Annotated in this window: 17 protein-coding genes and 1 tRNA gene; 2 read left to right on the top strand and 16 right to left on the bottom strand. The window is 55.8% G+C overall.

Translation table 11 applies throughout. The features are described from left to right. The first annotated feature begins 4 nt into the window (after positions 1–4). On the top strand, positions 5–901 hold the full coding sequence (locus GT753_RS16325) for a LysR family transcriptional regulator (RefSeq protein ID WP_015379061.1): 897 nt from the start codon (positions 5–7) through the stop codon (positions 899–901). 26 nt (positions 902–927) lie between these two features. Here the strand turns inward: GT753_RS16325 and GT753_RS16320 are convergent, their stop codons facing one another. The 16 genes from GT753_RS16320 to GT753_RS16245 all read right to left on the bottom strand — a co-directional run bounded on the left by GT753_RS16320 (position 928) and on the right by GT753_RS16245 (position 20,064). Next, positions 928–3,051, bottom strand: a complete 2,124-nt coding sequence (locus tag GT753_RS16320; RefSeq protein WP_015379060.1) for a TonB-dependent siderophore receptor — start codon at positions 3,049–3,051, stop codon at positions 928–930. Between the two features lie 160 nt (positions 3,052–3,211). Then, complete coding sequence (locus GT753_RS16315) at positions 3,212–4,348, bottom strand: ABC transporter substrate-binding protein (RefSeq protein WP_021505050.1); 1,137 nt, start codon at positions 4,346–4,348, stop codon at positions 3,212–3,214. Positions 4,349–4,433: 85 nt separating this feature from the next. Then, the gene (locus GT753_RS16310) at positions 4,434–6,581 is read right to left on the bottom strand and encodes a phosphocholine-specific phospholipase C (RefSeq protein WP_160125773.1); all 2,148 of its coding nucleotides are present in this window, start codon (positions 6,579–6,581) and stop codon (positions 4,434–4,436) included. Between the two features lie 123 nt (positions 6,582–6,704). After that, a complete protein-coding gene (gene queF / locus GT753_RS16305; protein ID WP_160125805.1) occupies positions 6,705–7,544 on the bottom strand; it encodes an NADPH-dependent 7-cyano-7-deazaguanine reductase QueF in 840 nt (279 codons plus the stop codon). Continuing rightward, positions 7,522–8,418 (bottom strand): queuosine precursor transporter, encoded by an 897-nt coding sequence (locus tag GT753_RS16300; RefSeq protein WP_004937338.1) that lies wholly within the window; start codon positions 8,416–8,418, stop codon positions 7,522–7,524. The genes queF and GT753_RS16300 overlap by 23 nt, the downstream gene beginning before the upstream one ends. Then, the gene (locus GT753_RS16295; protein ID WP_004937341.1) at positions 8,419–9,033 is read right to left on the bottom strand and encodes a helix-turn-helix transcriptional regulator; all 615 of its coding nucleotides are present in this window, start codon (positions 9,031–9,033) and stop codon (positions 8,419–8,421) included. A 529-nt stretch (positions 9,034–9,562) separates the two neighbouring features. After that, complete coding sequence (locus tag GT753_RS16290) at positions 9,563–10,864, bottom strand: cytosine permease (RefSeq protein ID WP_160125772.1); 1,302 nt, start codon at positions 10,862–10,864, stop codon at positions 9,563–9,565. A gap of 20 nt (positions 10,865–10,884) precedes the next feature. Next, positions 10,885–11,574, bottom strand: coding sequence for a PAS and helix-turn-helix domain-containing protein (locus GT753_RS16285; RefSeq protein WP_004937346.1), 690 nt, complete (start codon positions 11,572–11,574; stop codon positions 10,885–10,887). 27 nt (positions 11,575–11,601) lie between these two features. After that, complete coding sequence (locus GT753_RS16280) at positions 11,602–12,012, bottom strand: GNAT family N-acetyltransferase (protein WP_004937348.1); 411 nt, start codon at positions 12,010–12,012, stop codon at positions 11,602–11,604. A 427-nt stretch (positions 12,013–12,439) separates the two neighbouring features. After that, positions 12,440–13,354 carry an alpha/beta hydrolase gene (locus GT753_RS16275; RefSeq protein ID WP_049189060.1) on the bottom strand — a complete coding sequence of 305 codons (915 nt, stop codon included), beginning with the start codon at positions 13,352–13,354 and terminating at the stop codon, positions 12,440–12,442. Positions 13,355–13,992: 638 nt separating this feature from the next. Then, positions 13,993–14,877 carry an ATP-grasp fold amidoligase family protein gene (locus GT753_RS16270; RefSeq protein WP_015379055.1) on the bottom strand — a complete coding sequence of 295 codons (885 nt, stop codon included), beginning with the start codon at positions 14,875–14,877 and terminating at the stop codon, positions 13,993–13,995. A gap of 50 nt (positions 14,878–14,927) precedes the next feature. Then, positions 14,928–16,223, bottom strand: coding sequence for a lysine N(6)-hydroxylase/L-ornithine N(5)-oxygenase family protein (locus tag GT753_RS16265; protein ID WP_075686698.1), 1,296 nt, complete (start codon positions 16,221–16,223; stop codon positions 14,928–14,930). 923 nt (positions 16,224–17,146) lie between these two features. Then, a complete protein-coding gene (locus GT753_RS25875; RefSeq protein ID WP_226883070.1) occupies positions 17,147–18,007 on the bottom strand; it encodes a hypothetical protein in 861 nt (286 codons plus the stop codon). 36 nt (positions 18,008–18,043) lie between these two features. After that, positions 18,044–18,526: a type VI secretion system tube protein Hcp gene (locus GT753_RS16255; protein ID WP_004937359.1), complete on the bottom strand. Its 483-nt coding sequence runs from the start codon at positions 18,524–18,526 to the stop codon at positions 18,044–18,046. Between the two features lie 47 nt (positions 18,527–18,573). Beyond that, complete coding sequence (locus tag GT753_RS16250) at positions 18,574–19,056, bottom strand: type VI secretion system tube protein Hcp (RefSeq protein WP_004937362.1); 483 nt, start codon at positions 19,054–19,056, stop codon at positions 18,574–18,576. A gap of 932 nt (positions 19,057–19,988) precedes the next feature. Further along, positions 19,989–20,064, bottom strand: a tRNA-Phe gene (locus tag GT753_RS16245). A 705-nt stretch (positions 20,065–20,769) separates the two neighbouring features. Between GT753_RS16245 and speF the strand changes: the two genes are divergently transcribed. Beyond that, positions 20,770–22,935, top strand: coding sequence for an ornithine decarboxylase SpeF (gene speF / locus GT753_RS16240; protein WP_041922371.1), 2,166 nt, complete (start codon positions 20,770–20,772; stop codon positions 22,933–22,935). The last annotated feature ends 45 nt before the right edge of the window (positions 22,936–22,980 follow it).

Below are 22,980 nucleotides of genomic sequence, written 5' to 3'. Positions count from 1 at the left end.
GCCTATGCCAGCCTCGATAAAATTGCACCAATTGCGTGCATTTGTGGACGTTAGCCGCCAGGGCAGCATCCGCGCCGCCAGCCGCACCTCTCGCCTTTCCCAGCCTGCGCTGACCAAGGCCATTCAGGAGCTGGAAGAGGTGCTGGGCGCCAAGCTGTTTATTCGCCGTAGCCAGGGGGTGGTATTGACCGACTGCGGCGATAACTTTTTCCAGCATGCCAGCCTGATCCTCGAAGAGCTGCGGGTGGCGCAGGAAGACATTCAGCAGCGGCTGGGGTTGGCGGGCGGCACGGTGAATATCGGCGTTGGCGGCAGCATTGCGCGCACGGTGATGCCGCAGGTGGTCACCCAGTTTCACCGTGAGTACCCCAACGTGAAGGTGCGCATCGTCGAGGGGCAACTGGTGTCGATGATCCCAGAACTGCGCCAGGGCGAGCTGGATTTTACCGTCAATACCTATTATCCCAGCAGCCTCGACAACGAGCTGCAGTATGAACGGCTGATGGAAAAAGAGTATCGGGTGGTGGTGCGCAAAGGGCATCCGATGGAGGGGGCGACCTCGCTGAAACAGCTGCAGCACTGCGACTGGACCATGCCGACGCCGAAAGGCAGTTACTATCGGCTATTGCACGATCTGTTTGGGGACTTGGGCATGGCGCCGTCGATCAGCGTGACGTGCGAGACCTTTATGGCCTGTACCAGCCTGGTGGCGCAGAGCGATTTTGTCAGCATTCTGTCGGTGGACGTGATTTCGGATCCGATTTTGGGCAAGCATTTGGTGCCGCTCGAGCTGGAAGAGCGTCTGCCGAAAGCGACGTTTTATCTTATCCAACGCAAGGACACCACCCTGACGCCGATGGGCGCGCACCTGGCGCGCCTGTTTCGCCTTTACTGTCGGTGATACCGAGGCCCTGCCGGGCCCCGGCATTAGAAGGCGATTGACCCCTGCACGAAGAAGGTGCGCGGTTCGCCGACGTACTTGCCGAAGTTGTTGTCGTTGGAGCGGGTGAAGTAGCGCTGATCGAACAGGTTTTTCACCCCGGCACCCAGCGTCAGGTTCGACAGCTGCGGCCCGAAGTTATATTCCCCGCGCATATTCCACACCATGTAACCGGCGATATTGCCGAACTGGCCATCGGCGCTTTCCTGCGTGATGTACTCCGGCCCGGTGCCCGGCGAATGCTGTTTCGACTGCGCATAACCGTCCAGATTCCATACCCAGCTGCCGGTGGCGTAACGTGTACCGACGGTATAGACCTGGCGCGAGTAGAACGGCAGATCTTTACCGGCGAAGTCGCCCTTGTCGGTGCTGGCCTTGGTGTAGGTATAGCTGGTGTAGACGCTGGCGCCGTCGAGCGCGCGATTCAGTTCGCTGAGATCGTAGCTGAGTGCCAGCTCGATGCCTTTGTGCTTGGTGGCACCCATGTTGGTCCAGCCCACGTCGTTGCTGATGTACTGCAGCTGGTTATCGAAATCGATGTAGAACAGCGTGGCCTCGGCCTTGACTACGGTGTCGTCGTAGCGGGTGCCGAATTCATAGGTGTGCGCTTTTTCCGCCGTTAGCCCCGGCGCCGGCTGGTTGCCGTTGCCGCCTTTGGTCAGTTGGAAATACTGCATGCTGCCGAAAGAAGTGTTGGCGTTGGCGAACAGTTTCCAGGCGTCGGACAGGTGGTACATCACGTTCAATGATGGCAGCGGCTCGCTGTAGCTTTTCTTGCGGCTGATGTTGTTGAACGAATCGTCCACGTGGGTACGGATGCTTTCATAACGCAGGCCCGGCGTGACCGTCCAGTTGCCGACGTTAATGGTGTCGTCGATATAGAACGCGTTGGCCGCGGTGCCGCCGGAGGTGTGCTGGTAATAATCCGGGGTCTCCGGCGTCGAGCCGATATTCGCCGGGTTATACCAGGCCGAACGCGACGCCTTTTCATCCATGGTTTCATTCAGATAGCGGTAACCGAGGGTGATCTCGTGCGCCATATCCCAGAAACGGAAGACCTGCGAATAACTTGGTTCGATAGCCCAGGTTGAATAGTGGCGCGGATAGGAGACCATGCGCCGCTGGCCCGCGTTTTTGCCTGTGCCTTCCGATTCGATGTTGCTGCCGCGGTAGCTGTCGGTGAAGTAGGTCAACACTTCGAACTGTTTGTCGTCTTCCTGATGTTTGTACTTGAACGACATATCCTTGCGGCGGCCTTCGAACTGGTCCCACGGCCGCGTGGATTGGAACGGGTTTTGCGCGTATTGCGCGGTGCTCAGCCCGCCCGGCATGCCGGCTTTGGCATCGTAGTAGTGGAAATTGGCCAGCAGCTCGTCACGATCGGTGAACGCATAACGCGTTTTCAACATGAAATCGTCGATGTCGGTGTTGTCGTTGTTGTCGCGGTAACCCTGGCCGTGCAGCCCGGAGTAGAGCAGTTCGGCACCGAGGCCGTTGTCTGCGGTGCCGCCCACGGAGGCGCTGGTCAGGGTCTTCAGGCCGCCGTGGCTGGCGCCCTGGGTTTGTACGCTGGCGGTGCCGCCAAACGTTTTGGGAATGTCACGGGTAACGAAGTTGATCACGCCGCCGACGTTCTGCGGCCCGTAGCGCACCGCGCCGCCGCCGCGCACCACGTCCACCGATTGCAGATTACCGATAGACAGCGGGGCCATCGACAGCTGCGGCTGGCCGTAAGGCGCGACCGCCAGCGGGACGCCGTCCATCAGAATGGTGGAGCGTGGAGAAAGACGCGAAGTCAGGCCGCGCACGCCGACGTTAAGCGAGATGTCACTGCCGCCGGTGCCGTTGCTGTCGCGCACTTGCACGCCGGGTACGCCGCGCAGGCTATCGGCGATGGTTTGGTCGCCCTGTTCGTGCATTTGCTGCTGGGTGACGATGGAACGCGCGCCCGGATGGTTGAGCAGCACCGAACTGGTATCGGGGTTGTCCAGCCAGTTGCCGACGACGGTCACGGTGTCGGTATCGTTCTGAGATGAGTTATCAGTAGCAAGGACAGGGAATGCGACGGCGATGGAAGCCGTCAGCAGAGAAAGCCGAAAAAGAGGTGACATAATAATGCCTTAAGAGTTTCAGACCCGGATGTGTTTTTTTAGAAAAGACAATCTTAATGATAATTATTGGCAAGTAAATAGAATTGTTACGGGATAGTTAAGCGGGTAACTAAATAATGAATGCGGGAAACAGGGCCCGGCTGGCGGGCCCTGGCGGGGGTTATTGCGGCGTAAGCCAGAAGACGCCGCTGTAATCCAGCGCGGTGAATTTCTGGTGCACCATTTCGATATCCGCTTGCGGATCAATATCTTTAAACAGCGCCGGGTGCAGGAACTTGGCGATCGCCTCAACCGCGATAAAGTTGAGCGGCGTGTCGTAAAATTGATGGTAAATCGCCATCACGCGTTTTTCTTTCACCGCTTTCAGCACGTTAATGCCGGTGCGATCCAGCAGGTGCGCCAGTTTCTTTTGGCTGGTGGCCATATCGGTGGCGTAACCCAGCGGCACCGCCAGCGTGCCGCGATGCCCGCGGCTCCAGTCGGCGCCGGTCAGCAGATAGAAATCCGGGTTGCTGCTGATCACCTGTTCGACGTTCACTTCACCGCCCATGTCTGAAAACAGCGTGCTGCCAATATTATTGCCGCCGGCGGTCTCGATGAACTGCCCGAAGCTGCCTTTGCCGAAGGTGTTGCAGCACTGTTCGCCTTTGATGCCGGCGCTGCGCTCGATGAAGACGCTGGGGCGCTGCTCCGGTTTCAGCGTGGCGACCCGCTGTCGCACCAGCTCGAGGCGCTGCTGATAGAGACGGATGAAGGCGTCGGCATTGGGCTGCTCGTTAAATACTTTACCCAACAGCGCCATGCTGGCGACGGTGTTGGTCAGCGGCTGTTGGCGAAAATCGATGATCAGCACCGGGATGCCGACCTTTTCCAACTGGGTCAGCACGCCGCTGTCTTTCAATTTGCTCAGCAGGCCAATGTCGAAAATGATCAGATCCGGTTGACGCACCACCGCGCTTTCCACGCTGAAGTCACTGGTGTAGGGATTGTCGAAGGTGGGGATCTGCATGACCTGTGGGAATTTTTTTGCGTAGGCTTCAACCAGATCCGGCGCTTTGACCTTCAGCGAGTTGTCCCAGGCGATGATGTTTTTCAGCGGCTCCTGCGGATGCAGAATATTCAGCGCCAACAGCGCGCGGGCGTCGGCCAGGATAACGCGCTTGGCCGGTTGCGGCAGCGTAACCTGGCGGCCGGCGACATCGGTGACGACGATCGGCGCGGCTTGAGCGGCGCCGGCCAACAGTAAAACGCAGGCGGCCAACCAGCGGCCGGCTTTGGCGATAAGAACAGCGGGCATGAAGATCCTTGGGTAATCGGCGAAGAACGAGAGCGCAATGATAAGCGATATCCTTTCGATTTTTGAACTCCCTCGATGCCGATAGTTATTCATGGCCCATCAGCGGGTCGCTGACGCTGTGTTCGCCATCTTCCAGCCGCCCTGCCAGGCGACGCAGCCAGCCCCCGGCGCTTTGCAGCGTAATATCGTACCAACCGCCGCTGGCGCGGGCGTCAAACGCTTGCTGATGGCTGCCGCCCGCAGGCAGCGTGATAGGCCACGGGCCTTGCTGCGTGTAAGGGCAGCGTTCGAGGGTGACCGTTATCGCTTCGGGGGCCGGGTTATTCAACTGCAGCAGCAGGTTGCGGCCCGTCGGGCGCAAACGCACCTCCGGCTGCGGCCGGCTCAGGGCACCGCGCAACTCACGATGAAAGCCGTTGGGGCCAAGCAGCCACAGATGGTATTCATTCTCCGTGTGCCAGTCGTCGCTGACCGCCTTGCCCGCCTCGACGGTAAAACGGCGCGGGATCTGCGCCAGATCGCGCCGGTCGTAGACGTGAAACACCGCTCCCTGCTCGCCGGTATTGAACAGGTTCAGCGTCACGCGGCGTTGCTCGGCCGCGACGCCGGCCTCGACGTGCAGCTGGTAGGGCAACGCGCGGGAAGGGCGTGCCAGGCGGCGTTGGTGGGGTAAACGCTGGTGGGCGGGTGATGACAGCGGCACTTGCGGCAGCTGTTCCTGACGCTGGCGCAGGCCGTCGGCGGCGTGGCGGCTGGTGGCGGGCAGGCTCGGCAGCGCTTCGCCGTTAGGATCGACAAAGTTGAACGCCGAAGTGAGATCGCCGCACACCGCGCGGCGCCAGGCGCTGATGTTGGGTTCATGCACCTGAAAGCGCTTTTCCAAAAATTGCAGCACCGAGGTGTGATCGAAAACCTGCGAATTGACCCAGCCGCCGCGGCTCCAGGGTGACAGCACCAGCATCGGCACCCGCGGGCCGGGCCCGTAGATGCGGCCGTCCGGCGGCGGTTGATCCTGCGAACCGGGTGGCGCCACGTGCTGGAAGATCTCGGTGTCGAACGGCACCGTCGATTTACCGGCGAAGCTGCCGTCTTCGCGCAGCGACGGCGCGGAAGGCGAAGGCATATGGTCAAAAAAGCCGTCGTTTTCGTCGTAGTTGACCAGCAGAACGGTTTTACTCCACACCTCCGGGTTGTCGGTCAGCGCGTTGAGGATCTCTTGGGTGAACCAGCCGCCCTGTACCGGGCTGGAGGGATCGGGGTGTTCCGAATAGGCCGCCGGCGCGATGATCCAACTGACCTGCGGCAGTTTGCCCTGCTGTACGTCGGCGCGGAATCCGGCCAGCATGGCGTCCAGATCGTTGCCGTCGGCGGCCGGCAGGGTGTTGCCGTTGCCTTTGTACAGCGGTGCGGCCTCGTTGAGCGCATCGCTATAAGGCACGAAAGCGTTGAAGTCTTTCGGCGGCCACGCCGGGTTGCCCACCTGAATGCTGGCGGCGCGGTATTGGCGAAAACCCGCCAGCGGGTTGTCGGTAAAATTGTCCGGCAGGAATTGATATACCTTCCAGCTGACGCCGCTCGCCTCCAGCCGTTCCGGATAGGTTGTCCACTGGTAGCCGCGGTCCGCCGGACCGGGGCTGTCCCATTCGTTGACCACCACCGCCACGTCGGCGGCGGATGGGCCGTTGGTGCCGGTCCAGTGGAACAGCCGGTTGGTGTTGGTGCCGGCGTGGATGGAGCAGTGATAGGCATCGCACAGGGTGAAAGCGTTGGCCAGCGCAAACTGGAACGGCAGCTCCCGCTGGCGGTAGTAGCCCATCGAGGCCGGCGTTTTGTAGGTGGGCCAGGCGCTCATGCGGCCGTGATCCCAGGCGGCTTGCTCATCCACCCACGAGTGCGGCGTGCCGGTGACGCGCTGGGCGTTGCCGCGTTTGCTGTCCAGATGGTAGGGCAGCACCAGCCGTTCGGCGCCCTGTTGCTGCCAGACCAGGCGATCGCCGGGCAGTGGAATGGTAAAGCGATCGCTGAAGCCGCGCACGCCCGGCAAGGTGCCGAAGTAGTGGTCGAAAGAGCGGTTCTCCTGCATCAGGATCACCACGTGTTCGACGTCGCGCAGGGTACCGGTGCGGTTATTGGCGGGAATGGCCAGCGCTTTGCGAATCGAGGCGGGCAACAGCGAGAACGCCGATCCGATGGCGGCAGCCCGCAGGATGTCTCTGCGAGAAAGGTCAGGCATGCGTCGTTAATCTCCGTCAGTGTGCTTTGAAGATAGCCGCTGACGACGATAATGGCGAAAAATAACAGGGAGATGAAATCGAGGAAAACAATGCTCCCTGGCGGGAGCATTGGTGGATGACGCTTACTGTCTGATCAGGCGGCCGAGCGCCGGCGCCGTTTCGAAATCGCTGCGGAAGGGGTTGATATCCAGGCCACCGCGGCGGGTATAGCGCGCGAACACGCTGAGTTTTTCCGGGCGGCAGTGCTGCTTGATGTCGTTGAAAATACGTTCGACGCACTGCTCGTGGAATTCATTGTGCTGGCGGAAGGAGATCAGGTAGCGCAGCAGGCTTTCGCGATCGATTTTGCGGCCTTCATAGCGGATAACCACGCTGCCCCAGTCTGGTTGATTGGTGACCAGGCAGTTGGACTTCAGCAGGTTGGAAGACAGCGTCTCCGACACCGATTCCCCTCTCTCGGCCGCGCCGCACAGGTATTCCGGCTTGAACGTGAAGTCGTCAACCGCGATGTCCAAATCGTCGATGTTGATGCCCGGCAGGCGGTCGATCTGCGCCGGATAACCTTCCAGCCCCGGATAGAGTTTGACGGTGACCTGGCCGTTGGCCGCCTGCGACAGATCCTTCTGCATAGCGGCGCTCACCTGTTCCACGCTGTCGAAGCGCGTTTGGTTGAAGCTGTTGAGATACAGCTTGAACGATTTGGATTCGATCAGGTTGGAAGAAGAGTGCGGGAAGGTAAATTCGCCGATGCCCACCACCGGCTTGCCCTTGGCGTTGAGCCAGGACAGCTCGAAGGCGGTCCACAGATCAAAGCCGCTGAACGGCAGCTGCCGCTCGTCCACGCCGATCAGATCGCGGCCGCGGGCACGCGGCAAGGCTTCGAGCAATGCGGGAGCATATTGATCCGGATAATCGGAGTTCGCGCCAAGATGGGTGATTTTATCTTGCTTTTGGATATGCATATTCATTGCCCTTTGCTTGTTCGGTATTGATGTAGCGATTAAACAGACTGCGGGTGGCGTAGATCGGCCCGACGCCCAGCAGGGCGTAAACCACCTTGATCAGGAACTGCGACAGGATCATGGTTTTGATGATGTCCCAGCTCAGCACGTTATAGAACGCCAGCGTACAGAACACCACGCTGTCGATGGCCGAAGCCACTACGGTGCTGGTGATCACGCGCACAAACAGGTAGCGGGAATTGGTCAACTCTTTGATTTTGCAGAGCAGGTAGGAGTTGACGTTTTCGGAGATCAGATAGGCCGCCGACGAGGCCACCAGCACCGCCATGATGCTGTGCACGATGCCGTTGTAGGTCTCGCTGTACTCCCACTGCGGAATGCTCGGCACCAGCGTCGTTACCCAAACGCCCAGGACGAAGGTCAGATTGGCGATAAACGAGATGATGATGGTGCGCCTGGCCAGCCGTAAGCCATAGAATTCGTTGAGGATATCCACCAGAATGAACGTGAGCGGGTAAATGAAGATCGCCGGCGGCGTGATGAGATTCAGCACCGGGATTTGGATCGGCTTGACGCCGCACAGCGTTGAGAAAATATAAATCACGCTGAGCGCCACAGTAATAATCAGGTAGGCGTACCAGGATCGTTCATGGCGATCGCTGAGCTCGTAGGCGGTTTTTTGTTGGTTGTCACCATAGAGTTTACGGTACAGCGCCTGCAGCTCATGCCGGCTCAGATCTTCTGATATTTCGCTGTCGGCCAGCTCATTCAGCCCCATGGTGATGGTTTTGCCGGTGGCCAATACCATGACATTGGCCGCGATGGTGCCATGTCGGGTGAAGCCCAACAGCTTGAACTTCTGATTCGGTTCCATTTATAGCCTTTCTCCAACGATGTAACCCAGGAATTGCACGGTGTCCTGAGGGCGTTTGTCCATGCTTTCGCTGTCTTTGTCGTCAACCACAAAGAAGCCGCTTTTTCCCGAGTGATACAGCAAAGGCGAATCGCAAATCAGTACCGGCGGGCGTTTGATGATGATGACTTCGCCGGGAATAAATGACCCTTTAATTTCGGTCTCTATTTTCATTGCCAACATGTTCGACTCATCGCCGAAGAAATAAGTCAAAGGGAACTCAGTGACCAGTTGCCCGATCTTGCGCTGCGAGACGGCCAGATAGCGCGACTGCGGGATTACCGGAATGGCGGAAGGGTTCTTGTTGCCTTCGGTGGACAGCGTTTCGTTAAGCAGCTCCAGCTTTTCCAGATCGTAATCTTCGATCTCTTCACAGGAGACACCGAAGAAATCGGAGATCCTATTCACGGTGGATTGCTGAACGTTGTTCACTCTTCCGTCAAGAATTTTGTAGAGAGTCGTACGCGTCAGGCCGCTGCGATTGGAAAAGGAAGCCTTGGTTTCACCGCGGGTACGCATCAGATATTCAATATTTTTAATGATGTTGATTTTGCGCTGTGCGTTGGTGGTTTTCATTGGCTGTCCTTACAAACATTACGCAGGCTTCACTATATCTTACGCAGTGGCGTTGTCCAGATAAAAAGGCGCAGGCGAGCAGGTAACGAACTGATTATTAGCAGTAATTATTGTTTTCCGTCAGCCGTTTAGCGCAATGATATCAGCGGAGGCGGTCTGCTTCCTCTGCGCGAAAGATAAAGCCGTGCAAATCAATTGATTAGGTTTTTCTTATGGAAAAGTGAACACAAAAGCCGGTTTTATGTTTACTTTTATGTTGACCAAAGCCGATTTCATGGGCTACTGTTCATGCAAGCTGAAGTTTCTCTTTACGATCGAAACACGGAAGCCGACAGTTTTTATAATAAAAAGCTCAGAGGGGGCGTTGCCACACTCTGAGCATAATGGATAGCTTGCTACCGACACCAGGGACCCTAACCACCATGGCCGTTTGTCTGCGCGATCGGCTCATTCTTTTGCATTGAATCCCCTTTTCGAGCGTCTAACACTCCCCCGTTATCGGAGGAGTGCATTACCGCGTTCACGAAAATCAGAGCGATTTCTGTGATGCCAGCGGTTTTTGCGCCCGGCTGAAGACCAGTTTAAGCAGCCAATACAGCAGGCTGGCAGCGACCAGGGAATTGATGGTCGGTACGCCCCATTCGGTTGCCAGGCCAACGGCGCCGCCGGCGATGCTGGCGACGATCGCCGCCCAGCCGATAGTTGGCGTTTCGTTCGGCAGCTGGCCGCTCCGGCGGCTCTCATCCAGGATCTTGCGATGGCTGCGCAGCAGATAATAGTCCACCAGCATGATGCCGATAATCGGCGGGAAGACCACGCCAAGCACCGTCAGAAAGTCGACAAAGCGGTCAAGAATGCCCAGCACCGACAGGGTGGTGCCCAGAATACCGATCACCAGCGTAGTGTAGGTGTACTTCAGCTTCTTGCCGGTGATGCCTTCCACCGCATTGACGATGCCCAGTGAAGAAGAGTACAGGTTGAGATCGTTGACGCGCAGGGTGGAGAACACCACCACCAGCAAACCGGCGCCGCCGGCCGCTTGCGACATGATGGTGACCACATCCGCGGTGCCCAGGGTTTTGGCGATCAGGATCGCCAGGCCGTTCACCACGAACTCGCCGGCGATAATGGTGAAGAGCGTGACGCCGAGCACGTGCTTGCCGTTTTTGGAGTAACGGGTCAGATCGGGGGTCATCAGGCTGGCCACGATGGCGCCGCCGACGACGATGGTGATGCCGGCGCTGATGGTCAGCGGTTCACCCGGCGGCGCCAGCTGGATGATCTCCTGCAGGTTATGGCCGGAAAGCGCGGTCACCGAAATATAGGCCACCAGCATGATGAACATCGGCACCGCGATACGGGCGGCGATGCGCAGCGCCTTGAAGCCGAATGCCACCAGGATGGTCAATAGCGTGCCCGAGAGCCCGGCGGCCAGGCCGAAGCCCAGCTTATTGCCGAGCGCGAAGTCGAGCGACTTGGCGAAAATGGCGTTCTGAATGCCGAACCAACCCAGCAGGCTGACGGCAACCACCACGCCTATCAGCACCGAGCCCAGACGGCCGAAGCCGCACCAGCGCGCCAGCAGGCTGCCGGAAATGCCTTCGCGCATGCCCGCCAGCCCCAGGCCGTAGGTCACCACGCCGAAGATCAGGCTGCCGACGAAGATGGCGGTGAAGGCGTCAATCAGCGTCATGGAATTGCCGAGTACGGCGCCGAGCATGAACTGGTCCAGTGCGGTCAGCATGCCCATATGCACGATGGCCACGCTTAAAAACGAAACTCGTTTATCCTGCGGCACCCGGGTGAGCGGATAATCTTCGATCTTTATCACGGTGAGATCTTCCTTGCGGTTCAAATAAACTGAATGCCTTTGGTTATCAGGCGATCGGGAATGTAGTTATCCAGATTGGCGTATTTGCAGTATTCCTCAAATTGCTGCTGAGTATGCACGTTGGCCTTCTGGTAAATGTTATAAATGCGGTTTTCGATGGTCTTATTGCTGACATTATAGATTTTGGCGATCTCTTTCACCGTAAATCGTTGCAGCATAAGGAAAATAACATCGAGTTCGGCACGGGTGAACAGCTCGTTATTGACTTCGGTGGTCAACACGCTGGGTTTTTGCTGATTGATGTACTTCAGCGGTGACAGGCTGTTCATCGGCTTGGCGTTCCAGATCACGCCAATCACCTGTTTGTCATCGTTGTACACCGGCAGCTTTTCGCTGATAAACGGCGTCAGGCTGTCTTTGCCGTACCAGTAGTGCGTTTCTATGACCGTGACCCGATCGCGCGCCGCTTCGGTCATTTTGTCATGCTCGATAAAGTCGGCGGCGGAGTCGGCCCAGTCGGCGGGGAACTCGTGGTCATATTTGCCGGCGACGTCGAAATTCAGCGGCGTATTGGTATAGAGATAAGCGGCGCGGTTCATATAGAGGTGGCGGGACAGGTGGTCTTTGATGCCCCAGGGTTCGCTCAGGTGCTCCATCATGGTGATGAGGCCCTTAAAATAAGATTCATTATTTTTATGTGATGAACCCATACCCACCTCTGTGCCGCTCAGGCCGCGTTACAGGCTTTTAGCCAGATAATGGCGGGTGTGGCGATGCGCATAGTCGCCCAGCTCGCCGTAGACCCGGTAGCCCAATTTTTCGTAGAAGCCTCTGGCCTGGAAATCGAAGGTATCGACATAGGCCATATGGCAACCGCGCTTGCGGGCTTCTTCTTCGGCCAACTCCATCAATTGGCGGCCATACCCGCTTTTGCGGCATTGATCGCCAACCCACAGATATTGCACTTCCAGGCCGCCCCACCAGGTGCGCGCGACCAGGCCGCCGACGATCTGCTGGTTGTCGTCGGTAACGGTCAGGAACAGCGGGTGAATGTCTACGGGCTGGGTTTTGTGATTGTGCGCCCAAAGGCTGTCGATAACGAACTCTTCATCCTGCGGGTTGGGTTTGTCGGTGATATTAATATTCATTTTTAATATAATTCCCTGATTTAATTATTCAAAACTGAACTAGGCGCTTTCGCCCCAACCGCTTCTAATATCACTTTCGTTAATGTATTTCAAGGGTGGTTTTCACCCTTTTCCGCCTGGTGAACGGGCGCTTATGATAGGCGCCACAGGGAGAAGAAAATAGTGAAACAGGCGGTATTAAAACGCTGAAATGCCCTGCTTACACCATCTTTTCCTACTTGCGCCTCACCAGGGCCCCACCGGGAAAACTGCAGTACTGTATGGCTCCACCGGATAGAGCAAGCTCACTTGCCGACGGGGGAGCCACTTTGTTTTTTGACGCGCCCGCCCGCGGCCACCGTTCTCTGTCTCAGATATTAAACACTCTTCTTATCAGAAGATATGCGCTGCAGATGAAAATGTGGCCGATGCCTTCTGAGCCGCGAATTCAGTCTTCTGCGATGACGCTGCCCAGCGCCGGCTCGATGGTCGCGCCCAGCATGGCGCCGTGCCCTAAGGCGGGCCATTCCCGATAGCCGACGGTGAAACCGTCGAGCTGCGCCAGCTGTTCGGCCAGCAAATGCGTTGCGTCCGCCGGCAGAGCGGGGCTCTTTACACCGGGCGGGGCCGCGCGATCGCGTTCCGCCAGGCCAACCCACAGTTGCAGCCTTATCGCCGGCGCCGCGCGCCGTTCCGTCATCTGCTGCGCTTCTTGCAGGATCATGCCGTTGCCCCACCACAGCGAGGGTTCCACGGCGATATAGCGCTGAAAGGCGGCAGGATGGGTAAACAACGTGTGCAGAACGAAGAGCCCGCCGTAGGAGTGCCCCCACAGCGTCTGCCGCTGCGGATCGACCGCCAGTCTGGCGGCGATCGCCGGTTTGATCCGAGTTTCAATCAATTGCAGGAACGCATCCGCGCCCCCGCCGGCCCGCGGCGGTGTCTTCATGCCTGCCGGCAGAGGGAGCGTATAGTCGTAGGCGCGGCCGGCGGCATCGATGCGCAGATCGTTGTCATAGCCGATCATGACCAGCACCGGCGGCCGCTTCGCCGCTGCCAATTTGGCCAGTAAGGCGGCGTTTAACTCCATCAGCACCGCGTTGCCGTCGAGGAAATAAACCGTTGGATAGCCGCCCGGCTCAGGCGCCCGATGCGGTTGGGCGATGCGAACGCGGTAATGCCGTCGGCCATCGGCGGAGGTGAAGCGCAGGTCGCTGAAGCGGTAATCCGCAGAATCGCTATCGGCTACGGTAGTGCCGATCTTGCGTTCCAAATCGGGCCTGGCCAGCACGGAACCCGGCAGCCAAAGGCCGATGGCGAGCGCCAGAAGCGCAGAGATAAAATGCCGGTTGGACAAAAACATGCGGGTTAGCACCTTCGGAAAAAGGCCGATAGTAGCATCCGTTCGCGCCCGGCAAAAACCTACCTTTAGGGCGGACATTCCGGCCGCGAATGGCGGCCAAAACCCGGAAGAGGGCCGCCAGTTGCTTTGCCGGGTTAATAGCAACTCATTGTTATTATTGGTAAGTCAGGAATAAGAGAGATTGCAATTAATTAGAAATGGTTATGGTTTTTATGGGGAGGGGAATGGCGAATAGCGGGGGAAATACACGGTTATCAACGATTTTTAGCAAAAAAAGCCCTATAAAATAGGGCAAAGACACACAACAACACCAGGGAAACTTTCCGGTATCTTATATTATAGCTTCCTATACATATAGAACATTTTATTATAAATATGTAAGTGATTCTTATTGATTATTTAATGGCATTATTTTTCAAATGGTTATGTGGTCCGGCTGAGGTATTGCGACTGGGCCGGTTGCGGGCTATCAGGGATAGGTGGCGGGGTTTTTCTGTAACGGCGGTATGAACAAGCGAGATCATGGGCCCGATACCTTCAGGGCAATACCGGCCGGCAGGTTGCGAACATGTCGGCCGGTATTCCTCTCGCGCTGGGCACTGCGCCGCCCGATCTTCCCTGTGGGCGTCCGGTGAAAATCAGTGCTGCTGCAGCGTCAGCATCTTGCCAAGCAAAATATCGGTCGGCGGCAAAATATCCGTATCCAATCCGGCGGAGGGGGTAAAGGTTAGCTCGCCAAAAATGATCTGGCCTTGCGAGATGTAGAAATCAACGCGAACAAACTCAAAGGGCGCCGACAAGCGAGTGGCGTACTCAAACAGCTCATCATATCCCTCAGGTTTCACGAAAGCGTCTATCTCCTCCTGGCTCAATGCCAGACAGTCTTCGCTATAGCAAAGGAACTTGAACTCTTTGTCGAAGAAGTAATATTTTGGCGTCCCGGTATCCCTGCCGACGCACAGCAAGGTGCAGTAAGGCACACCGCGGAAACAATAGATTTTATAGTCTTCAGGCCCGTGACCATTGGTCGATTCGATATACTTTTCCCCAATGATCTTTTTTTGTATCCCTTTGTAGTTGAGTTCTACATAGGTTTTCCAGTAATCGTCTTTCATCCATCCATCGATCAGATGAGAGGCGCTTTTAATGTTCAACGATTGTTTATTTTGGCAAATTAAATTATACCCTGAACCGTGGTTTCCCTTAATGACAAATTTATCAGGCAGCGTTTCCCACGGTATTTCCTGCACTGAATCACAGGAAAAATACAACTCATTAAGAATCTCTTCGCATCCCTTTTCTTTGATGTACTCTCTCACCGCATATTTATCTGCACATTGAGTCACTAATGCGTTATTACTGTAGTCATTCAACTTAAGATGATTTATTTTTTCATTCCAGGTTGAGGGCGACTGTAAATTCAGCGGTTTGCCAAATGCCCTTTTGTATATCAATCGGGCCTTGAACTCGGGGGCTAATACGGCCAGCTGATTCAGAATAAACTTCTTGAATTGTCTCTTCATATACGTAATTCCATCAAAGCATAGTGACAATGATTAAGACGTTCTTGTATTTAAAACGCGGGCGGTACGCTTTCACTGCGCCATTGAATGGCTGTCGGCGTTGTTCCCAGATCAAATGGCTTGTGGTCTAACGCCCGATTAAGAATGCGGGCCGATCGCCAGGCCATCAGGCTCAGCTGAGGATCGGCAATGCCGTGATTATGCATACTGGCGTTCATCGCAAATAAGCAGTTCTCCGCTGGGCCTTCCCACTCAAAGGTAAAGTCTGGGGCTATGCGGTATTCACCGTCCGCAGTCTTTAACAACCGGTGGGCCAAAGGCTCAAGGAACTCAGGCGTCGCCGATTGATAACCGGTGGCAAAGATCACCACGTCCGCCTTGAAGGTTTCCTGGCCGTGATCGAGATGATGACGCGTTTCGAGTTGGTAGGCGTTATCCAGCGTGTGTTTCACGGCCGTCAGCGAACGGCTGGGCAGCAGGCGCACCCATAATTTCTCGCGCAGGACGTCGAAGCGGTGGTACATGGCGCGATAAATCGCCAGCAGCGACTCACTGGTGATGCCATCTGAGGTCATCTTCTGTTCGGCCAGCATATACCGCTTGGCCGCGCTGTCCAGTGAGTAAAAGCTCTCGACGTAATCGGGCGTGAAGTATTCGTTGGCAAAAGCAGCCTCATCGAGCGCATTGTAGTTATTGCGGCGCGATATCCAGTCGAGCTGCGCCGGCTGCCCCCATTCCCCTTTAAAAATATTCAGGAACAGATCTGCGCCGCTCTGGCCGCCGCCGACGATCGCCACGCGTTTGCCGGTCAGATCGGGGTTGCGCAGCATCATTTCGCTGGCATGGAAACAGCGATCGCTTTGCGTCGTCACGCAATCCGGCAACTTTATTTTCTTGCCTATGCCAATGCTGACGTGTTTGGCGTGGAAGACCTTGTTCGAGGTGGTCACCACGAACTGGCGCTGCCGATCGTCAAATTCGACCCGCTGAACGTCTTGATTGAATGCCAATGATCCCATCCCGGCGGCGGCCCAGGTGAGGTAATCGGCGAACTCTTCGCGCGATGCGGTGCGCTGCTCCGTCGTCAGGAAACGATAAAATTTTCTGTTTTTTACCAGATAGTTGAGAAAGCTGTAGCGATTGGTTGGGGCAACCGCGCTCACTAAATCTTTTAAAAAGTTGGTCTGCATACTGCAATCCGCCAGGATCATCCCTGGGTGCCAGGAGAAATGAGGTTTGCGCTCAAGGAACTGTCCCGTAAATCCCTCTATTTCACTTCCTAAGGCTGCCAGGCTAAGATTCGACGGGCCAAGGCCAATACCGATGATATCCAAACGCTGATTCATTAATAAGCTCCAGTATAATGAGAATAATACCCAGAAATACGACTGCAGATAGGGTGGCTTATAGCAACCAGGCTGCCTTTTTCTTATAAGTAAGCTTCACGAATTAAATGTAATTAAAAGGTGTACGGGCCAAAAATACCGCAATTTTAAATGCCCGTTTAGCATTAGGTAGCGCATCAGGCAAAGGCTACGGGCGTATTTCTTTCCATGAAAATCCCTATGAAGGTTTGCGCGTGTATTTAATGAATATTCCTAAGTAAAATTCCGATGTCCCCCTGATTCATCAAGCCATGAAAACGGCCACCAGGGAGGATGCCCACCGTATGAGTTCTTATCTGCTTTTCTGATGTATATGCCATTGCACGCCGGGCTCGGTGTATTCGTTGCTTAGAATAGCCTTAAAATAGGCGCGGGGAAGGTGAAATAACGTGATATTAGAGGCAGGATGCTTTTTGCAAAGATGAAATCGGAAGTGAAATTATGAAATCCGTGCGTTGTAAGTTAATTTTTATCATTTAATTCAATGCTTTATTTTGTTTTTGCGGCAGGGCATCACACTTTTCCACTAAGGTGATACGCACACTTCTGTACCTTTATCTCCTCTTGTTGCCCCCCGAACGGCAATATTTTACCCCGAGTTGCACCCTATGGACGCGGAGGGTTCGCGTTAACTACCGGGGGTAGGGTTCGTTTAATTAATGCCGGACAAAGACTGCCCGGAGAGGGCGCTTGCTCGAGCCGAGTATGAAAAACCTGGCCACGCTGGCGCAACGATCGCGTCCGATCCGGCAGTCTGCCTTGTCATCGTCATTGACCATTCTTACCGACAATAAAAATCTTTTCGTCAGTTCGGGGCATTTTTTCATCCTGGACAGAATGACAACCGTTGCGCCAGAACCGCGAAGACCTGCCAGGTTGATCAATCACGGGAGCTTCAAATTGCTGAGGTAGTCATACTGGGCTTGCGAAATGTCCAGTTCCCCATCGCTGAAAAAGACTTTTATAAACATATCGCCCTGGCCGACGATATCTACACGTTGGTAAGTTCCCGTCACAAAACGGCGCACGATAGCCTGAATGGCATCGGTATGATTAGCAGGAACTGCATTGTTATCCGTGACTTTCTGTTCAAAAGTAATAGGGTGCTCTGCCTGAGGATCGGGACTGTATTGTGCGCGCTTGGCTGCGCTTTCGAACTTGAAATCATTAAAGGCGTTGTGGGTGGAGTTAAACATATCGGCAAGGTTTTTGATATGCGCCGCCATCTGATTCACGACCATGGTTTTATTGGTCACGAAGCGTTTACCCAAATACGTGCCAGTCACTACCGCGAGCTGGGCGGCATTTCTGCCTAAAATGCTGCCAACGCCAGAGCCGGCCCCCGTCCATAATCCCGCGATCAAAACCAGACCGGCTCCGCCGACGGTACTCGACGCGATATTCTCAAAATGCTGAACACGCGCTCCCATTTGCCATGAGGTTCCGGGAAAAGAGACATTAATGCGGTTATCCAGGTGATTAATTCTTCCACCTGGTCGTTGTCCTGACTCAATATTATTGGCTGTCAATCGGCGGTTGTTTTCATCTTTGAGTTCACCCAGCGTAAACGCGATCTGGCCGGTCTCCGTTTTTGTTAATCGAAAGACTTCTTCTGGTGACAGAGACCTGACGAGGATCAGCGCCTCATTCAAAATCTCACGGGTCAAAAAGTTGGCTGACACCCGATTATTCGATTCGTGTTGCGATGTCAGAGCTAAAATTTCATGTGACTTAGGAAATGCCATAATCCCCCCGCCATTACGATATGCACCGTAATGTGATTAGCTTTCTTTATTTTGCTTAATGTCCCAGCCCATCTGCACCGAAGCTCCTTTATTGCCTTGCTTCGCTTGCTCCCAGTATTCCATCGATACTTTACCGGCCTGAAAAGAGTATTCAATGCCTAGCGTGGAACCGTGCTCGACACCGATGAAGTCGGTATGAGTCACTAATACATCTTCCAGAGTAATGCGGGTATATTCCACTTCCTGCCCACCGGCTTTGCAAAGCGACAACTGCACCTTGGCGAGGTGTTTACCGGCCGAACAGTATTTCAATAAGGCAGGTGTCGCTTTATCTATCAGAGCCTGTACGGTCAGATCGCGAAAATTCACTTTACCCGTACCGCCGCCGCCGCCAACGGCCATATTGCCAGGCTGCCGCGCGCCCCAGTTAAAGGAAAAGACATCGATCCATTGCTTGTGATTCGCATTTTTCGATTCGCCATTAATGCCTTCAACTTTTAAAAACATATCCATTGCCATGATTTTATCACCCGATCATTAACGTATTGTTAGGTGCCAGAATGCACTTAGCTCTCTTTATTCTGCTTGATATCCCAACCAGATTTGCTTTCCGCGCCTTTAGTGCCGCTGCTGCCTTGTTCCCAGTAACTCATGGTGACTTTTGACGCCTGGAAGGCGTAATCAACCAGGATCGCATCATTTTGACCGACACCATTAAAATCGGTTTGCGTCACCAGCACGTCTTCGAGAACGATTTTGGAATATTCCACCTGGTTGCCGCCCGCTTTGCATACGGAAAGCTCGATTTTCGCGACATGTTTTCCACTGGAACAATATTTAAGAATGGCGGGTGTAGATTTGTCGATAAGCGCTTGAATACGGAGGTCTTGATAATTCACTTTCCCGGAACCGCCCCCACCGCCGACAGCCATATTTCCTGGCTGTGAAGCGCCCCAGTTAAACGAAAGTACGTCGGTCCATCCTTTATGATTGCTGTCTTGGGACTCGCCCGTCATTCCTTCAACTTTCATATACATATCAATTGCCATTGTCGCCGGATCCTCCATTATTTCGCGTTGGCAGCGGAATAGGTTAAAAATGTCTTATCAATAGGTAAAACTCAGCATAGCCTTATATGAATGAATTAACAGCAATGTCGTTTTTATTCGGAATGTTCCTAGTTTTAATCCAATATGTTTTTATTTAACAAAGTGATACCGTTAGAGGTTCGTGGCTATATTCCATCACCGAATGACAATAAAAAACACTCGATAAACGGAGAATATGAGTGCGCTCGTTTGACGCCTGGAGGATTGGGGGTGGGCCTTTTGAGAAAGTGCACCTGTAATGCGAAATTGCACATCCATCGGATGATGCGGTGGCGCTTTAGCGCTGGCGCGCAGGGTGAGGCCGTAAGATCGAATAATCGAACGCAGTTCGATGGAGAGTCCGTATCTCAGAAAGCGAAAAACCCGCCATAGGCGGGTTATTCTGAATAGGGTGCCCGGACTCGGACAACCGGCGCTGGCGCCGCGTTGAACAGCGCTTCAGCGCTGGCCCGCAGGGTGAGGCCTTTAGGCCGAATAATCGAACGCAGTTCGATGGAGAGTCCGTATCCCAGAAAGCGAAAAACCCGCCATAGGCGGGTTCTTCTGAATATGGTGCCCGGACTCGGACAACCGGCGCTGGCGCCGCGTTGAACAGCGCTTCAGCGCTGGCCCGCAGGGTGAGGCCTTTAGGCCGAATAATCGAACGCAGTTCGATGGAGAGTCCGTATCCCAGAAAGCGAAAAACCCGCCATAGGCGGGTTCTTCTGAATATGGTGCCCGGACTCGGACAACCGGCGCTGGCGCCGCGTTGAACAGCGCTTCAGCGCTGGCCCGCAGGGTGAGGCCTTTAGGCCGAATAATCGAACGCAGTTCGATGGAGAGTCCGTATCCCAGAAAGCGAAAAACCCGCCATAGGCGGGTTCTTCTGAATATGGTGCCCGGACTCGGAATCGAACCAAGGACACGGGGATTTTCAATCCCCTGCTCTACCGACTGAGCTATCCGGGCAACGGGGCGCATTAAACCGTATTGGCCGGATGGCGTCAATCGCTTTCTGTCACAAAGCCGATCGGTTGCTCTATTTTCAGGCAGTAAGCCCGGAGGGGCGGGGGACGGGGGGATATCCGCATTCAATAAATATGCATATAAAACGTGTATTTATACCATCTTAAAACGCGCGATTTTTGGTTTTTCAATTAAATAACAATGAATTATGCTTTAATCAATGGACGTTCAATCAAGGCGATTCTCGCTTGAACCCTGCAACGAATCATGCAATCATTGCGCAAATTTTAGCACTCTCCGTTCCCTGACGGTGTTTCCGCTTCTTATAAGCCAGAGGGTTATTGGCATGACTGGTTTTGTTGCTCAAGCGCTGCTGCGCACCAGACATCTGACGCCGCCACCGTTCCGCCGTTGTTTCCTCCGCACGTCATCCGCCCGAATACGCCTGCCGGCCATGCGGTAAGGCCGCCTGACGCTCGCTGTTAGGCATGCGTAAAGCCAGCGCTGCGGCCCTGATTTTACTGATGCCTGTCGGACGCTGCCAAGACCAGTTCCCCCGATAGCCGCCTGATGATCCCCGATCATGAGCCGGTCACGCACGCCGCTTATGCTGCTGTGCCCGGGTATCGCTTTTACCGGGATAACCGCGTTATCTCATTACCGTGCCGGTGGCACACCCTCATCCTTCACCGTTTGAGAGTCAGCATGATGAAAGAATTGAAAATCGCGACCAGCGCCAGCCTGGTCGCCACCATTGAGACGCTGCGCCAGATCGTGCGCGTAGAGCAGACGGACTACACCGACGTGGCGGCGGCGGTGGTGTCGGTCGCCGACGTGAACGCCGGCATTCTGGCGCGCTTGCAGGCGACGGGGTTCGACATTCCGACCTTCGTGGCGGTGGAAGGGGACGAGCATCTCTCGCCGGACTATCTGCCGTTTGTCAGTGGGGTTTTCGCGCTGCTGGCCGGCGCCAGCAAGCCGTTCTACATGGCGCAGCTGGAGGCCGCCGCCGACGCCTACGAGCAGGCGCTGCTGCCGCCGTTCTTCAAAACGCTGAAGACCTACGTCGAGATGGAGAATTCGACCTTCGCCTGCCCGGGGCATCAGGGCGGCGAGTTCTTCCGCAAACACCCGGCCGGCCGGCAGTTTTTCGATTTCTACGGCGAGACCCTGTTCCGTTCCGATATGTGCAACGCCGACGTCAAGCTGGGCGATTTGCTGATCCACGAAGGCTCGGCCAAGGATGCGCAAAAGCACGCGGCGCGGGTGTTCAACGCCGATAAAACCTACTTCGTGCTCAACGGCACCTCGGCGGCCAACAAGGTGGTGACCAACGCGCTGCTGACCCGCGGCGATCTGGTGCTGTTCGATCGCAACAACCACAAATCCAACCACCATGGGGCGCTGATCCAGGCCGGCGCCACGCCGATCTATCTGGAAACCGCCCGCAACCCGTTCGGCTTTATCGGCGGCATCGATGCGCACTGCTTCGACGAACGCTATCTGCGTGAGCAGATCCGCGAGGTGGCGCCGGAGAAAGCCGCGGCGGCGCGGCCGTTCCGGCTGGCGATCATTCAGCTCGGCACTTACGACGGCACGATTTACAACGCTCGCCAGGTGATCGACACCATCGGCCACCTGTGCGATTACATTCTGTTCGACTCCGCCTGGGTGGGTTACGAAGGCTTTATTCCGATGCTGAAAGAGTGCTCGCCGCTGCTGCTGGAGCTGGACGAGCACGATCCGGGCATTTTCGTCACCCAGTCGGTGCATAAACAGCAGGCAGGGTTCTCGCAGACCTCGCAGATCCATAAGAAAGACGACCATATCAAAGGGCAAAAGCGCCACTGCAACCACAAGCACCTGAACAACGCGTTCATGCTGCATGCGTCGACCAGCCCGTTCTATCCGCTGTTCGCCGCGCTGGACGTCAACGCCAAGATGCACGCCGGCCCCGCCGGGCGCCGCATGTGGATGGACTGCGTCAAGCTGGGCATCGAGACGCGCAAACAGCTGCTCACGCGCTGCTCGCAGCTGAAGCCGTTTATTCCGCAGCAGGTGGCGGGCAAAGACTGGCAGGATCACGATACCGATCTGATCGCCAACGACGCGCGCTTCTTCACCTTCGTGCCGGGGGAGACGTGGCACGGCTTCGAAGGCTATGCCCAGGATCAGTATCTGGTGGATCCGTGCAAGCTGCTGCTGACCACGCCGGGGATTGACGCCGCGACCGGCCAATACACCGAGTTCGGCGTGCCGGCCACCATTCTGGCCAACTTCCTGCGCGAGAACGGCATCGTGCCGGAGAAGTGCGATCTCAACTCGATCCTGTTCCTGCTGACCCCGGCGGAGAACCCGGCCAAGATGGAACAGCTGGTGGAGATGCTGGCGCAGTTCGAACGCTATGTCGAAGAGGATGCGCCGCTGAGCGTGGTGCTGCCGACGGTGTACCGCAAGAACGAGCAGCGTTACCGCGGCTACAGCATTCGCCGGCTGTGTCAGGAGATGCACGATCTGTACGTCAGCTTTGACGTTAAGCAGCTGCAAAAGGAGATGTTCCGTCAGGATCATTTCCCGCCGGTGGTGATGAACCCGCAGGACGCCAACGTGGAGTTTATCCGCGACAACGTCGAGCTGGTGCCGATCGGCCAGGCGGAAGGGCGCATCGCGGCGGAAGGGGCCCTGCCGTATCCGCCGGGCGTGCTGTGCGTGGTGCCGGGCGAAGTGTGGGGCGGCGCGGTGCAGCGCTACTTCCTGGCGCTGGAGGAGGGTATCAACCGCCTGCCGGGCTTCTCGCCGGAGCTGCAGGGGGTCTACATCGAGAAAAAAGATCACGGCTGGAAGCGCATCTTTGGCTATATGATCAAGCAGTAAAAAAAGGGCCGGTTCGCACCGGCCCTTCTCCTATCCACGCGGGAA

Source organism: Serratia sp. Z4 (genome assembly GCF_009900725.1).
Taxonomy (GTDB): Bacteria; Pseudomonadota; Gammaproteobacteria; order Enterobacterales; family Enterobacteriaceae; genus Serratia; species Serratia nematodiphila.
The sequence above is the reverse complement of the archived record's forward strand: the minus strand, read 5'-3'. Positions and strand labels throughout refer to the sequence as shown.